Origin of the sequence: Streptomyces sp. NPDC088746 (assembly GCF_044751065.1) — a bacterium.
GTDB lineage: Bacteria > Actinomycetota > Actinomycetes > Streptomycetales > Streptomycetaceae > Streptomyces.
In genome coordinates this window covers 595,100-608,818 of the sequence record NZ_JBIVLA010000005.1, presented here as the reverse complement: position 1 = coordinate 608,818, position 13,719 = coordinate 595,100, and the positions used below count along the sequence as shown (strand labels likewise).

At 73.4% G+C, this 13,719-nt stretch carries 13 protein-coding genes and 1 pseudogene; 3 read left to right on the top strand and 11 right to left on the bottom strand.

All coding sequences use genetic code 11. The features are described from left to right. Window positions 1–13 precede the first annotated feature (13 nt). Window positions 14–619, bottom strand: coding sequence for a GPP34 family phosphoprotein (locus tag ACIP63_RS25060; protein WP_401519474.1), 606 nt, complete (start codon window positions 617–619; stop codon window positions 14–16). Between the two features lie 30 nt (window positions 620–649). On the opposite strand from ACIP63_RS25060, the gene ACIP63_RS25055 reads away from it, so the two are divergent. Both ACIP63_RS25055 and ACIP63_RS25050 read left to right on the top strand, forming a co-directional pair. Next, window positions 650–1,381: a QsdR family transcriptional regulator gene (locus ACIP63_RS25055; protein WP_401519472.1), complete on the top strand. Its 732-nt coding sequence runs from the start codon at window positions 650–652 to the stop codon at window positions 1,379–1,381. A 91-nt stretch (window positions 1,382–1,472) separates the two neighbouring features. Next, window positions 1,473–2,819 carry a hypothetical protein gene (locus ACIP63_RS25050; protein ID WP_401519469.1) on the top strand — a complete coding sequence of 449 codons (1,347 nt, stop codon included), beginning with the start codon at window positions 1,473–1,475 and terminating at the stop codon, window positions 2,817–2,819. Window positions 2,820–2,886: 67 nt separating this feature from the next. On the opposite strand, the gene ACIP63_RS25045 is transcribed toward ACIP63_RS25050, so the two are convergent. The 9 genes and pseudogenes from ACIP63_RS25045 to ACIP63_RS25005 all read right to left on the bottom strand — a co-directional run bounded on the left by ACIP63_RS25045 (window position 2,887) and on the right by ACIP63_RS25005 (window position 12,196). Further along, complete coding sequence (locus ACIP63_RS25045) at window positions 2,887–3,549, bottom strand: lysophospholipid acyltransferase family protein (RefSeq protein ID WP_401519466.1); 663 nt, start codon at window positions 3,547–3,549, stop codon at window positions 2,887–2,889. A 126-nt stretch (window positions 3,550–3,675) separates the two neighbouring features. Then, the gene (locus tag ACIP63_RS25040; protein WP_401519464.1) at window positions 3,676–4,848 is read right to left on the bottom strand and encodes a VWA-like domain-containing protein; all 1,173 of its coding nucleotides are present in this window, start codon (window positions 4,846–4,848) and stop codon (window positions 3,676–3,678) included. Further along, window positions 4,841–6,049: an AAA family ATPase gene (locus ACIP63_RS25035; protein WP_401519461.1), complete on the bottom strand. Its 1,209-nt coding sequence runs from the start codon at window positions 6,047–6,049 to the stop codon at window positions 4,841–4,843. Before ACIP63_RS25035 ends, ACIP63_RS25040 begins: the two co-directional genes overlap by 8 nt. Next, the gene (locus ACIP63_RS25030) at window positions 6,046–7,788 is read right to left on the bottom strand and encodes an ankyrin repeat domain-containing protein (RefSeq protein ID WP_401519459.1); all 1,743 of its coding nucleotides are present in this window, start codon (window positions 7,786–7,788) and stop codon (window positions 6,046–6,048) included. The genes ACIP63_RS25035 and ACIP63_RS25030 overlap by 4 nt, the downstream gene beginning before the upstream one ends. Continuing rightward, entirely contained in the window at window positions 7,785–8,921 is a 1,137-nt protein-coding gene (locus tag ACIP63_RS25025; protein ID WP_401519456.1) for a gala protein, read from the bottom strand. Before ACIP63_RS25025 ends, ACIP63_RS25030 begins: the two co-directional genes overlap by 4 nt. Before the next feature lie 94 nt (window positions 8,922–9,015). Further along, a pseudogene (locus tag ACIP63_RS25020) lies at window positions 9,016–9,091 on the bottom strand. Window positions 9,092–9,166: 75 nt separating this feature from the next. Further along, window positions 9,167–9,583 carry a hypothetical protein gene (locus tag ACIP63_RS25015; RefSeq protein WP_401519453.1) on the bottom strand — a complete coding sequence of 139 codons (417 nt, stop codon included), beginning with the start codon at window positions 9,581–9,583 and terminating at the stop codon, window positions 9,167–9,169. A gap of 132 nt (window positions 9,584–9,715) precedes the next feature. Further along, window positions 9,716–11,335: a malate synthase A gene (aceB, locus tag ACIP63_RS25010; protein ID WP_401519450.1), complete on the bottom strand. Its 1,620-nt coding sequence runs from the start codon at window positions 11,333–11,335 to the stop codon at window positions 9,716–9,718. Window positions 11,336–11,590: 255 nt separating this feature from the next. Further along, window positions 11,591–12,196, bottom strand: a complete 606-nt coding sequence (locus ACIP63_RS25005; RefSeq protein WP_401519448.1) for an NTP transferase domain-containing protein — start codon at window positions 12,194–12,196, stop codon at window positions 11,591–11,593. A 203-nt stretch (window positions 12,197–12,399) separates the two neighbouring features. Between ACIP63_RS25005 and ACIP63_RS25000 the strand changes: the two genes are divergently transcribed. Continuing rightward, the gene (locus ACIP63_RS25000) at window positions 12,400–12,708 is read left to right on the top strand and encodes a DUF5955 family protein (protein WP_401519583.1); all 309 of its coding nucleotides are present in this window, start codon (window positions 12,400–12,402) and stop codon (window positions 12,706–12,708) included. A gap of 58 nt (window positions 12,709–12,766) precedes the next feature. Here the strand turns inward: ACIP63_RS25000 and ACIP63_RS24995 are convergent, their stop codons facing one another. Then, entirely contained in the window at window positions 12,767–13,570 is an 804-nt protein-coding gene (locus tag ACIP63_RS24995; protein WP_401519446.1) for an IclR family transcriptional regulator, read from the bottom strand. Window positions 13,571–13,719: the final 149 nt, after the last annotated feature.

Sequence of the window (13,719 nt, the reverse complement as noted above, 5' to 3'; positions counted from 1 at the left end):
GGAGGCCGGTCGCTCACGGTCCGCGCCAGAGGTTGGCGAAGGCCGCGTTCTCGATGGTCCGCCTCTGGCGTACGGCCTCCAGCTCCATCACCGCGTCATGGACGGCGGCCACCACGGTCGTCACCGCCTCGTCGTCGAGGCCGGGCTCGTCGTCGGACCGGCCCCCGTCGATGCCCACGGCCGAGGCGAGGGCGGCCAGCACGGGTTCCCCCGCGTCCCGGCGTCCGGCGGCCCGACGGCGGCCGGGCGTATCGGCCGGTTCGACACGTTCCGACCCGAAGGGCGAGCGGCCGCTCCGCCTCCGCGTCAGCTCGCCGTCCTTCTCCAGACCGGCCTGGTACGCGGCCGAGAGGTCCTGGCCCCGGCGCCACAGCCAGTCGTCGATCCGCTCGTAGGGCGGTTGGCGGGTGAGCCCCGCCGCGGCGTCGCCGAGGAGCGCGTCGTCCGGCGTCCGCGGCTCACCCGGCACGATGCGGTCACCGTCCACGCTCACGGCCCCCGCACCGATGAGATCGATCAGCTCGGCTCCCGCGAGCGCGAGCGACAGGTCACCCTGCCCCACGGCGTGCTCCGGCCGCGGGTCCATGGTGATGATGAACAGGTCCTTCGCCGTGGTCATGAACGGCTCCCCTCGGAGGCATCGACAGAAGTGCGTCCCCACCGGCCCCGTCAGGAGCTGGCGCGCGGCGAGGCGACCGTCACGATCAGTATCGCCCCCGAGCGGCCCGGCGCGCTAAGGTACCGGCCCCCGGCGGCGGTGCCGGAGTCCGCGGAGGAGGCGGTCGGCATGCGAGGTGCGCGGGCTTCCCGGCGTGTGGTCACCCGGGGTCATGTCGTGCGGGGGGCCTGCGGGTTCTTCCTGCGGCACGGCACGGTGGACATGGACGCGCTCGCCCAGGACCTCGCGGTCAGCCGTGCCACCCTCTACCGCGTGGTCGGCAGCCGGGACGCGCTCCTGGCCGATGTGCTGTGGGAGCTGGCCGAACACCTCCTGGACCGGGCGCGCCGCCGGCGTACCCGGGCCGGAGTGGACGGTGTCCTGGAGATCACCCGCTACTTCGTCACCGCTCTGCGCGGCTCCGCCCCCTTCGAGGGCTTCCTGCGTGAAGAACCCGAGACGGCACGGCGCCTGCTGACCGGCGGCTGCGTACACCGGCGGGCCGTCCTGGCCCAGCGGGGCATCCTCCTGGAAGCGGGGGAGAGGGACCGGCTCTGGCCCCGTTCCGGCATCGACGACCTGGCCTACCTCTATGTCAGGGTCGTCGAATCCACCCTGTACGCCGAGCTGCTGAGCAGCCGCCGGCCGGACCTCGCCCTGGCCGAACGCACTGCCCGCGCCGTACTCCAGCAAACCCGCCGAGCGTCACCGGGCGCGATCTGAGACCGCTGTCTCACCCTGGGCCCGGCCACTGGTGGGCCCGCCGGCACCGGCCGTAGTTTCCGACTCCGACGACGGCAACCCGGAGGACACGATGACCCGCTCCCAGCCGGCCCGGACGGGCCGGGCGACCTTACTCGCGGTGCTTCTCGCACTCGTCGGAACAGTCGCCGCCCTGACGGCCCCGACGCAGGCCGCGACCGCCCCGCGCGCCACGGTCAATCCCGTGATCTTCGTACACGGGCAGGAGGGTTCGGCCCAGCAGTGGCAGTCCCAGGCCAAGCGGTTCTCCAGCAACGGCTACCGCGACGACCTGCTGTACGTCCATGAGTACGACACCTCCGTGGCGACCGACGACCACGCGGTCGCGGGGCTGGAGGCCTTGGTCGACTCGGTCCGGGCCCGCACCGGCGCGCAGAAGGTCGACATCCTGGCCCACTCGCGCGGCACGCGTGTGATGCACGCCTACCTCTCCGTGCCGGAGCGGGCGACGGAAGTCGCCAAGTACGTGAACCTGGACGGCCGTACGGCCGCCGCCCAGCCGGGCGGGGTGCCCACCCTCGCCATCTGGAGCAGCCTCCAGCCGAACGGGTCGATCGGCGGGGCGCTCAACGTCCACGAGCCGGAGGCGAGCCACACGGAGAGCGCCACCTCCGCCGAGAGCTTCGCCCACATCTACGCGTTCCTCCGTGGCAGGCCGCCGCTCACCACCCGGGTGCTGCCCGAGCCGCACGCCTCCGTGGAGATCGCCGGGCGCGCCGTGCACTTCCCGCAGAACAAGGGGCTCGCGGGCCGCCTCGAGGTGTGGCGGCTCGACCCCGCCACCGGCGCCAGGGCCGGCCTCCTCCCTCAGCACGTCGTGCGGACCGGTGAGGACGGAGCCTTCGGCCCGCTGGGAGTGAGCGGACGCGGACACTACGAGCTGGCGTTCATCCGCTCCGGCGAACGCACCAACCACTTCTACTTCGAACCCTTCGAGCGCGGCGACCGCTTCGTGCGCCTGCTCGTCTCCCCGCCGGGCGGCGTCGCGGACTCCATCGACACCTGCCCCGCGCACACGGCGCTCACCATCGTCCGCGCACGTGAGTGGCGGGCCGGCACGGCCGAGGACGACCGGCTCCGCATCGCCGGGACCGATGTCCTCAACGCGGCGGTCTCCCCGCAACTGCGGCAGATTCTGGGCCTGTTCGCGTTCGACAAGGGGTGCGACGGAGTCAGTCACCTCGACGCGGCGCTGCCGCCCTTCGACCGCGTCCCCTTCCTGACGGCCACCGACCTCTCCCTTCCGGCCGACGCCCAGGCCCGTGGAACGATCCCCGTCACGGCGACGATGCGCGGGGCCGGGGTGGACGAGACCATCGCCGTGCCCGACTGGCCCTCCGACAGCCACACCGTGTCGCTGCTCTTCAAGGACTACGTGGACATCCCCTCCGGCGGGTGAGCCGCCAGGCCGTACGACGGTGCGCCGCTCCCGGACCACCCGGCCTGGGAGCGGCGCGCCGACGCTCTCATGCGGCGAGCGCCGCGGGCTCTCCGAGCCGTGCGGCAGCCGTCCGCCAGGCGGCCGTCACCGCGGTGCGGGCCTGCTCGGTCCGGGTGGCACCCTCCGCCGTCAAGTCGAGTGGCGCGCCCACGTGCACGTGCAGTTCCGGGCGGCGCAACGGGGCCGTGAACAGGCCCGCGAGCTGCTTGGCCGTGCTCCCCGAGGTGACCCGGCGTGCGCCTGCCTGGCCCACGGGCACCACCGGGGCCCCGCTGCGCCGGACCAGCCGGGAGAGGCCGCTGCGGAAGGCTTCGGGGGCCGTTTCCGCGGCGTCCGTCCGCCGCGGGAGACCGCCCTCGGCGTAGATCAGGACCAGGCGCCCGCGCCCGAGCGCCTCGACGGCCCCGTCCAGGGCGTCCGCCGCGCGCCGGTCGCCCCGGTGGACCGGGATGTGCCCTTCGAGGGCGAGCGCACGGCCGAGCAACGGGACGCGCCACAGTCCGGCGGTCGCCATGACGACCGGACGGACCCCGAGGCGGTGCAGCGCGGCGAGCACGACGGCGGGGTCGGCGAGCGACGTGTGGTTGGCGACGACGATGCTGCCGGGGGCGAGTTCGGCGCCCGCGTCGGTGGTGATCGAAAGGCGGCCGACGGTGGGCACCAGGACGTCGGCGAGGCGGCTGAGCATGTCCGGTCTCCTGGACTCGACGATGTTGGTCCCCATCGTCGGCCGCGGGGGCGCCACGGGCCTGAGTAGCCGCACTCATCTTCCGCCGCCCGGTGCTCAGGAACGGACCGCTGTCGTCGACCGGGCTCAGCCCGTGACGCGTACCGTCTCGACCCACGGGGGAGCGGCCGGGGCGGTCGGGCCGATGAGAGCGGCGACGAGCCGGCACGCCGGCGTCTCGTCCGGCCACGGAGTATGGCCGTCCGTCAGTACGACGATCACGTCCGGGCGTTCGCGTCCTTCGAGCGCCGCCGCGATCCCGACCCGCATGTCGGTTCCACCCCCGCCGCCCAACGTGACCTGCTCGGCGGACGTCACCCGGGTGACGGCCCGCACATCGGCGTCGCAGGCCAGGACCGTCACCCAGTTGCCCCGGATCCCCACCTCACGCAGCACACCGGTGACCTCGGCGAGCGCGGAGGCGATCTCCGCCTCGCCCATCGACCCCGAGGTGTCGATCACGACCGCGACCCTGGGCAGCGGTCGCCGCAGGCTGGGCAGCACGACACCGCGCAGCGCCGCGCTCCGGCGTGACGGCCGGCGGTAGGTGTAGTCGACCGCCCCGGCCGCCCAGGCGGCCGCTTCCCGCACGGCGCCCGCGAGCACCTGCCGCCAGTCGACCGTGGGCTCGAGGATCTCGTCCGCCCAGCGCTGCCAGCCACCGGGCAGGGCGCCCCTGGCGCGCACATGGGCGCGCATGGCCTCCGCCGTCGCGCGCCTCAGCGCCTCCGCCTCGACCGGGCCGACCACCGTCGCCTCCGTACGCCCGCCCGACTCCCAGGGGGAGGGCCGCCCATGGGCTCCCGACCCGCAGTCGTGGGTGACGGGGGAGGGCGGCAGAGCGGGCAGATACGCCTCGAAGAGCTGCCCCTCCGGGAGGCCGAAGAGTCGCGGCTCCAGCCGCCCCGCGGGCAGGGGCAGCCCGTCGGCGATCAGGTCGTCGTTGATCTCGCAGTCCTGTGCGACGTTCACCCGGTGCCGGTCGCGCTGCTCCGCCGCGGGCAGCAGCTCCGCACGCCCGTGGTGGTCGCGCAGCAGGTGCGCCACCTCGTGCACCCACACCGCCGCGAGCTCGGCCACCGGGATCCGCTCGACGAAGCGGGGCGAGACGTAGCAGCGCCAGTGCCGGTCCACGCCCATGGTCGGCACCTCGTCGCTCTCCACCACGGTCAGTGCGTACAGCGCCGACGCGAGGTAGGGGCGGTCCGCCGCTGCCCGGTAACGCGCCGCGAGCAGCTTCGTGGTGTCCAGGTCAACCACCGTGCGGCAGGGCGCCGGACTGCCGGAGCAGGTCCAGGAAGCCGTCGATGCCGGGCGGTACCGGCCAGTCGAGGCTGCGCATCCCCGCCAGGTCGACCGCGGCCCGGGCGGCCACATCGGGCACACCCGCGTCCACGGCCTTCGCCAGCACGGCCCACCCCGCCTCCCAGCGCTCACGGGTGAGATCGCCCTGGACCGCGGCGACGACCGCGATCAGGAATGCGAGCTGCCGGTCCCCGCGCCCGGGCAGCGCGAACGCGTCAGGATCGGCGAGTACGCGGTCGGGGTCGGGCAGGTCCAGGTGCTCCAGATAGGACAGCAGTTCGATGCCGGCGCCGTCCCCGACCGCGCCGGTGAGCACGGCCGCGACGGCCTCCCGCCCCGCACCCGCCGCGTAGCCCGTGGCCAGCAGCCGCAGGGCCATGTCCCAGGTCCTCGGGGACGGCCAGGCCCGGCCCCGGCTCTCCGCGTCGGCCGGGATGTGGTGGACCAGGCCCGGCCGCGCCGTCAGGAACCCGGAGACCGCGCCCCGGGCCCGTGCCGCCGCGCCCGGCACCCTGGCCGGATCGACGACCGGCACACTCAGGTCGGGCCATGTCCCCGCCATGCCGCGGGCGACGGTGCGCGGGTCGTGCGTCCACCGCAGATGGACGAAGCGGTTGGCGAGCGGCGGGCTGAGATGCCAGCCGTCCGCCGCGCTCGACGGAGGGTTGGCCGCCGCCACGACGCGTACGGCTTCCGGCAACCGCAGGCTGCCCACCCGCCGTTCGAGCACGACCCGCAGGAGTGCCGCCTGCACCGCGGGAGGCGCCGACGACAACTCGTCGAAGAACAGCAGGCCCCGGCCGGCACGGGCGAGCCGGACCGCCCAGTCGGGTGGCGCCATCGGTACACCCGTCACCGCCGGATCGTCCCCCACGACCGGCAGCCCGGCGAAGTCCGACGGTTCGTGGACGCTCGCGATGACCGTCTCCAGCTCCAGGCCGAGACCGGCGGCGAGCTGCTCCATCCCGGCGGACTTCCCGATCCCGGGTTCACCCCACAGCAGCACCGGCTGATTGGCCGTCACGGCCAATGCCAGCGCCTCCAGTTGTGGACTCGCGGAGGGCTCGGTGCGGGTGGTGCGCAGCCGCCGGTTGAGCTCGTCGGCCGCGTCCAGCGGTCCGGGGGCGGCGGGGGCGGGCCGGGTGGTGGCGGTCACTGTTCCTCGTCCTCTTCGGCGTTCTCGATCCGCTTGTCGTACCACGCCGCCCCGATGCCCGGGTGCTCCACGACCACCCGCTCCCGGAGGAAGCCGAGTTCCCCCCGCTCGTACCTGCGGATCATCTGGGCCAGCGAGAGCTCGGTCGCGTCGGTGACGTCGATCCGGGCCCCGGCGTCGAGCAGCGCCCGCACCAGTGCGGCGGAGCCACGCTCGCTCACCGCGACGGCCAACGGGGTGCGCTCCATGTGGTCACGGGCCTCCAGGTCGAGTCCTGCCGCCAGCAGCCGGGGCAACAGCGCCTCGTGATCGAGCAGGGGCAGGACGTGCAGCAGGCTCCGCCGTCTGCCGTCCTTCACCCGGAGGTCCACGCCCGTGGCCAGCATCTCGAGAACTCCCGCGGTGTCCCCGTGCTGGGCCCGCTGGAACAGCTCCTGGCGCTGTTCCCGCAGCGCTCTCGGGAGCCGCCCCGTTCCCGACGTGACGGAGTACTCCGCCGCGAAGCAGCCGGCGACGGCACCGCCGAACGCCCGCATGGCACTCTCGCGTTGCCGCTCCTCCTCGGTGTGCGGGGACCGGAGCGCGCCGTCCCGGAAGGCGACTTCGTGCCACTCACCGCGACACCTCACCCGCACGGGGCGCGGCGCTGACGGGCCCGGCGGGCCGAACGGCCCTTCGAGGGAGGGGAACAGCGCACGCGCGACCAGCGGATGCAGCCACCCCGGTGGCATGGCGCCGACCCGCAGCAGGTCGAGGTCGGGGAGGCGGCGCCAGGCCGTCTCCGGGAGGGAGGGGGGCTCCGCGGCCGGCCTCCTCGACTCGACGACGCGGGCCCGGAGCCGTCCGCCGCTGCTGTGGTCCGTGAGGTCCAGCAGGACGTGCCCCCGGTAGAAGTTCGCGACCAGGAAGCGCTCCCTGCCGCTCGCGGCCGTCGCGCGCCGCACAGCCGACTCCAGCCGGGGGATGTCGATCGCCGCCCGGCGGACAATCTCCTCGGCGTCCACACGCCGCCACGATCGCTCGGACGGCGGCAGAGAAGGATCCCAGTCGACACCCGCGGCGGCGAACGCCTCGGAGACCTTGCCCTCCTGATGAAGCAGAGTCACCCGTTCCGCCCGGGCCGCCGCGTCGTCACCAGGGGCGGCGAGTTCCCCGGGGGTGAGCGGCGTGCCGTCGTCATGGAAAAAGGGGATCCGGCCGCCACCGCCCCCGACCGCCGCCCGAAGCCCGTCCGTGTGCCGCGCGTCCCACACGTGGCGGACCGACCGCCAGTCCTCGATGCGCACGGCGAACACACCCGGAGAGGTCTCGCCGGGGACGGCGCCGAAGCGCAGTGCGAGCCGCTGCGGGCCGTCGGCCATCGGAGGCGTACGCAGATGGAGATACGGCGCCTGGGGCAGCCCGGCCCCGTAACCCGCCAGGACGACGGTGCGGTCGGTGTCGATCGTGGAGCGGCCCCCGAGGACCCGGGGCAGGTGCCAGCGCACCAGGTCGGGCACGAGGTGGCGCAGGTCCGACACGAGGGACGCGGCCACGACGCTCCCGTACGAGGCGGCCACCTCGGCCGGGTCGAAGGCCACATCGACCCCGGCCACCGCGAGAGCACCCCGCCAGTCACCGGCGAGCCGCCGTTCCGTGGCCCGCTCGATCAGCCGGCGGGGCACCGCGTACCGACGGACCCGCAGCAGGCCGGCCACGTCCTCCGTGGAGATGAACCGCTCCTCGGGGCCACGCCTCACCGGTAGACGCTCCGTATCGCACGGAGATCCGCGTGGGCGCCGGCATCCGGACGCAGCCGCGCGCTGAAGGACCGCTTCACCTTGCGGGGGAGTCCGGGGCCGAGACCCACGTACTCCAGCCGGGAGTCCGCTCCCACAGCGCCCAGCAGTTCCTTCGCACCGCGGCCGGTCAGTCCCGTGTGGGCCAGTTCGAGGCGCCGCAGCGGGCTGCCGGGCAGGGCGGCGGCCAGCGCGTGGGCCCCCGCGTCGCCGGTCGCGTTGCCGGTCGCCCCGAGGCTGCGCTGCGACAGCGGGCGCCCCAGGTCGAGCGCCTCGATCCCGCCGAGCGCGTCGGCCAGAGCGGATGCCCCGGCAGGCCCGATGCCGTTGCCGCCGAGGCCGAGCCGCACCGGACGCGCCGGGTCGGCCGCGGCGGCGAGCTCGGCGGCCCCCGCGTCACCGAGGTGGTTGGCCGGCAGGTACAGCTCCCGCACCCCCGCCTCACGGATCAGCGCGGCAAGGAGCGGCGCGGACTCCGAACCGAGCCCGTTGCCGCCGAGGAACAGCCTCTCCAGGGGCTGTTCCCGGGTCCGGAGCACGTCGAGCAGGACCTCCAGCGAGGCAGCCGTGATCCCGCTGTTGACCAGGTCCAGGGTGCGCAGGACGGAGTTGCGGGCCAGCATCGGCGCGAGCGCCCGCACCCCCGCGTCACCCAGCGGATTGCGCTTCAGCCAGAGAGCCCGGACGGTGCTGTCCGGGCCGAGCGCCCCGGCGAGCGCGGCGGCCCCCTCGGCCCCGATGCGATTGCAGCCGAGATAGACCGTCCGCAGCCCGTGCCCGTCCAGCCGCAGTGCCTCCGCGACCGAACGCGCGCCCTCGTCCCCGAGGGAGTTGGTGCCGAGGAGGACATGCGCGGCGTGCGGCGACCGCGCGAGCGCGGGCATCACTGTGGCCGCTCCGGAGGCCCCGAGCCCTTGCTTGCAGAGATCGACACGTCCGTCGCCGCGCAGGGTCCCCAGCGGGAACACCTCGTCCGCCCCGACCGGCGGCTCCGCGGCGAGCCGCGTCACCAGCGGATCCAGCAGCGCCGTGTCGGCGAGCGGGATGTCAGGGTGTTCGACCGCCGGGCAGCGCACGGGCATCGGCTGTGACATCACAACTCTCCAGTCCCTTGCCGGCTCGCCCGGCCGGAGCGGACACCGCGTCCCCCGCCGCCCGGCATGCCGACGCCATCCCTCCAAGAACAGGTGGCAAGACCGGCCGGATTCGAACCGGCGTCCTCCAGCTTGATGCGTGGGCGCGACGACCTCTGCGCTACAGCCTTGCCGTGCGTGATCATAACGGCGCCCGGTTCGGTGCCGCATGCCAGTACGCGGTTCCCCCGGACTCGCCCCACCGGCTACGCCGGAGGCCGCACCCACGGTGCGAAGCGCTGACCCGGGGCCGCGTCGTCCCGCCAGTACCTGAGGACGGTCCCGTGCACGACCTCGAACCGTTCCGCGGCGATGACGCAGGGGACGGGCTCCCGGCCGCCCGCGTCCGCGTCGAAGGCGACGAGAACCGGCGGGTCCTCACCCAACTGACTTGAGATCCGCGCCCGTTCCTCGTCCGTCGGCACCCGGAAGTCCGGATCGTGGAACATCGCCGGGCAGCTGACGAATACGGGATCGCCGAACACCAGCTCCAGGCCGTGGTGGTAGGTGAGGTCGTACCCGGCCGCCAGACGGAACTCACCGGCATCCCAGGTGATGACCTCCCAGTCCCACCAGGAGCCCTCGGGCAGTCGTACGCCGATGTCCCGCTGTCCCTCGCCCACCCTCAGCCCCTCGCGCCGTCCGCACCGATCCGCCCGCCACCCACTCCTGGCCCGCCGTCGGGCGCCCCGCATGCCGGAAGCGCCGCGCCCCGGTGCGGTGGATCGCGGGGTGCGGCGCTTCGCGGTGTGCGGTCAGCCCAGCTGCTCGTACGCCGGCAGCGTCAGGAAGTCCGCGTAGTCCTGGTCCAGCGAGACCGTGAGCAGCAGGTCGTGGGCCTGCTGCCACTTGCCGGACTCGAAGGCCTCGTCGCCGATCTCCGCGCGGATCGCGTCGAGTTCCTCGGCGGCCACCTTGCGGGCCAGGTCGGCGGTGGCGTGCTCGCCGTTCTCGAAGACCACGTCCGCGTTGATCCACTGCCAGATCTGCGAGCGCGAGATCTCGGCGGTGGCCGCGTCCTCCATCAGGTTGAAGATGGCGACCGCGCCCATGCCCCGCAGCCACGCCTCGATGTAGCGGATGCCGACCGCGACCGCGTTGCGCAGGCCGTCGTACGAGGGCTTCGCGTCCAGCGTGTCGATGGCGATCAGGTCGCCCGCCGCCACCGAGACGTCCTCGCGCAGCCGGTCCTTCTGGTTCGGCTTGGCGCCCAGGACCGCGTCGAAGGACTCCATCGCGATCGGGACCAGGTCCGGGTGCGCCACCCAGGAGCCGTCGAAGCCGTCGTTCGCCTCGCGGTCCTTGTCCGCCTTGACCTTCTCGAAGGCCACCTTGTTGACCTCGGCGTCACGCCTCGACGGGATGAAGGCCGCCATGCCGCCGATGGCGTGCGCGCCGCGCTTGTGGCAGGTGCGGACCAGGAGTTCGGTGTACGCCCGCATGAACGGGGCGGTCATCGTGACCAGGTTGCGGTCCGGCAGGACGAACTTCGAGCCGCCGTCGCGGAAGTTCTTGACGATGGAGAAGAGGTAGTCCCAGCGGCCCGCGTTCAGCCCGGAGGCGTGGTCGCGGAGCTCGTAGAGGATCTCCTCCATCTCGTACGCCGCGGTGATCGTCTCGATCAGGACGGTCGCGCGGACCGTTCCCTGCGGGATGCCGACGTAGTCCTGGGCGAAGACGAAGATGTCGTTCCAGAGGCGTGCCTCCAGGTGCGACTCCGTCTTCGGCAGGTAGAAGTACGGGCCCTTGCCGAGGTCGATCAGGCGCTGCGCGTTGTGGAAGAAGTAGAGGCCGAAGTCGACCAGCGCGCCGGGCACCGGGGTGCCGTCGAGCTGGAGGTGGCGCTCGTTCAGGTGCCAGCCGCGGGGGCGCGTGACGACGGTCGCGAGCTCCTCGGCGGGCTTGAGGGCGTACGACTTGCCCGACTTCGGGTCGGTGAAGTCGATGTTCCGGGTGTACGCGTCGATCAGGTTGAGCTGGCCGGTGATCACGTTCTCCCACGTGGGGGCGGACGCGTCCTCGAAGTCGGCGAGCCAGACCTTGGCGCCCGAGTTCAGGGCGTTGATGGTCATCTTGCGGTCGGTCGGACCGGTGATCTCCACCCGGCGGTCGTCCAGCGCGGCCGGGGCCGGGGCGACCTTCCAGGTGTCGTCCACACGGACCGCTTCCGTCTCCGGCAGGAAGTCCAGTGTGGAGGTGCGGGCGATCTCGGCGCGGCGCTCGCCTCGGCGGGCGAGCAGCTCGTCACGCCGGGGCGTGAACCGCCGGTGGAGCTCGGCCACGAACGCGAGGGCCGCATCGGTCAGGACCTCGTCCTGCCTCGGCAGGGGCTCGGCGTCGACGATGGCCAGCGGGGACGGCGCTGGTGCGGACATGAGCTGTCACTCCTTCAGCGGATGGTGCGGCGGCATCCCACGGCCGCCGGGTCGCCCGGGACGGCACGGGGTGCCAGGGCTCCGAGATACGGCCATGGGTACCGCCGAGGAACCGGAAGCGGAACCATGAGCTTCTGATCAGTGGATATTAGTTTCCTCATGGTGGAAGTTCAATGGTTTGTTGATGTCGAGATTCTCCGGGTCGACAGACGTGCCGCTCCGGTGGCGCGGCGTGCCAGGTCCGGTACGGTGCGTTCACTCCAGGCGCGTCAGGTCCTCCGCCGTGTCGATGTCGTACGCCTGAGCCACATCGGAACACTCCACGAGCGTGATCGCATCGCGATGCGCCCGCAGGTACGCCCGCGCGCCCTGATCGCCGACCGCGGCCGCCGAGATGTCCGCCCAGCGGTCGGCCCCGAACAGCACGGGATGGCCGCGCTCCCCGTCGTACGCGGCGGCCGCCAGCGACGCCCGGGAGCGGTACGCCGAGCGCACGCGCGCCACCGCCTCCGCCCCGATGCCCGGCTGGTCGACCAGCAGGACGAGGGCCGCGTCCGCGTCCGAACCGGCGAGGGCGCCCAGCCCCGCCCGGAGCGAGGAGCCCATCCCCTCCTCCCACGACGGGTTCACCGTCACCTCGCACGCCGAGAGGTCCGCCAGAGCCCGCACCTCCTCAGCCGCCGCACCCAGGACGACGCGGACGGGTCCGCACCCGCCGTTGCGCAGGGACCGCACCGCGTGCTCGACCAGGGGGCGGCCGCGGTGTTCCAGCAGGGCCTTCGGCCGGCCGCCGAGGCGACGGCCGCCACCGGCGGCGAGCAGCACTCCGGCGATGACGGGGGTCGGTTGTGTGTGAGCCATGTGCCCTGGATACCACTGAGTCATGCGTACGGGCGGAGTGGCTGTCACACCCCGGAGGTACCCTGATTCCTTGTGCGCACAGTGGCGCCCGCCACCTCCGGTGGCGTTAACTTGCGGACGGCCCCAGGCACTTGACCGCCGCCCGGGGCCAGGTCGACACACCGGCACAAGGACGTGCGAGGGGGAGTGCTTTGTTGCGAAGCGTGGGGCAGGAGCGGTTGACCGGGAGAGGCGAGGATCCGAGGGTGACGGAGCTGCGTATGGCCGTCTCCCGGCTCCGCCGGGAACTCGCCGGACACCCCGCCGAGTTCCCGGACCGGGGTATCGCCGAGGACGAGCTGGCCGCGCTGGACGCCATGGCGGTCAGCGGGAGGCCCGAGATACCCAGGCTGCGCCGTTCGCTGCTGCTGGTCGCGGGGGCGATCGGTTCGGTCAGCGCCCTGGCCCCGGGTCTCCGGGACGTGCGGGTCGCCGTCGAGCTCTTCGGGGAGCCGCCGCGCCGCCACCCGTGACGTCAGCGGGCCGCCGGGCTCCGTGCCGGCCCCGGTCCGAGGGGCCGGCCGGAGAGGCTCAGCCCGTCGGGCCGCCGCTGCTGGCCAGCGCCTCCGAGAGCTCCTTCGCGATCTGCTGCAGGATCGGCACGATCCGCTCGGTCGCCGTCTCCGTCACCCGGCCCGCGGGCCCGGAGATGGAGATGGCCGCCGAGGTGGGGGAGTCCGGCACCGAGACCGCGAGGCAGCGGACCCCGATCTCCTGCTCGTTGTCGTCCACCGCGTAGCCCGCCCTCCGCACCTGTTCGAGCGCGTCGAGGAAGCCGTCCGGAGTGGTGATCGTCTTCTCGGTGGCCGCCGGCATGCCCGTACGGGCCAGCAGGGCGCGCACCTCGTCCGCCGGGGTGTCCGCGAGGAGGGCCTTGCCCACACCTGTGGAGTGGGGGAGCACCCGCCGGCCGACCTCGGTGAACATCCGCATCGAGTGCTTCGAGGGCACCTGGGCGACGTACACGATCTCGTCGCCGTCGAGCAGCGCCATGTTCGCCGTCTCGCCGGTCTCCTCGACCAGCCGCTGGAGGTAGGGCCGCGCCCATGTGCCCAGCAGGCGGGCCGAGGACTCCCCGAGGCGGATGAGACGGGGGCCCAGCGCGTAACGCCGGTTGGGCTGCTGGCGCACGTAGCCGCAGACGACCAGTGTGCGCATCAGCCGGTGGATGGTCGGGAGGGGGAGCCCGCTGCTCGCGGAGAGTTCGCTGAGCCCGACCTCGCCCCCGGCGTCCGCCATGCGCTCCAGCAGATCGAAGGCGCGCTCGAGGGACTGCACGCCGCCGCTGGGACCGGCGGGCTTGGAGTCGGATGTGCTGGCGTGGGACGGCGGCACGTCAACGGTCCTTTCGAAGCGGAGGCAAGGCAGCAGCCTACCGGGCTGTTCCCGATCGGCCCACTGCTCCCGGTGCGGCGTCCTTGCCGGTCAGGACCTGTTTTGTCCTGGTGTCGGCGGTCCGGGACGCGTTCGGCCCGAAGCGCGGT

Excerpts from the sequence above, each read along its gene's own strand:
- ACIP63_RS25060 (WP_401519474.1), bottom strand. The coding sequence starts at position 619 with ATGACCACGGCGAAGGACCTGTTCATCATCACCATGGACCCGCGGCCG.
- ACIP63_RS25025 (WP_401519456.1), bottom strand. The coding sequence starts at position 8,921 with ATGTCACAGCCGATGCCCGTGCGCTGCCCGGCGGTCGAACACCCTGAC.
- aceB (WP_401519450.1), bottom strand. The coding sequence starts at position 11,335 with ATGTCCGCACCAGCGCCGTCCCCGCTGGCCATCGTCGACGCCGAGCCC.
- ACIP63_RS25045 (WP_401519466.1), bottom strand. The coding sequence starts at position 3,549 with ATGCTCAGCCGCCTCGCCGACGTCCTGGTGCCCACCGTCGGCCGCCTT.
- ACIP63_RS25050 (WP_401519469.1), top strand. The coding sequence starts at position 1,473 with ATGACCCGCTCCCAGCCGGCCCGGACGGGCCGGGCGACCTTACTCGCG.
- ACIP63_RS25005 (WP_401519448.1), bottom strand. The coding sequence starts at position 12,196 with ATGGCTCACACACAACCGACCCCCGTCATCGCCGGAGTGCTGCTCGCC.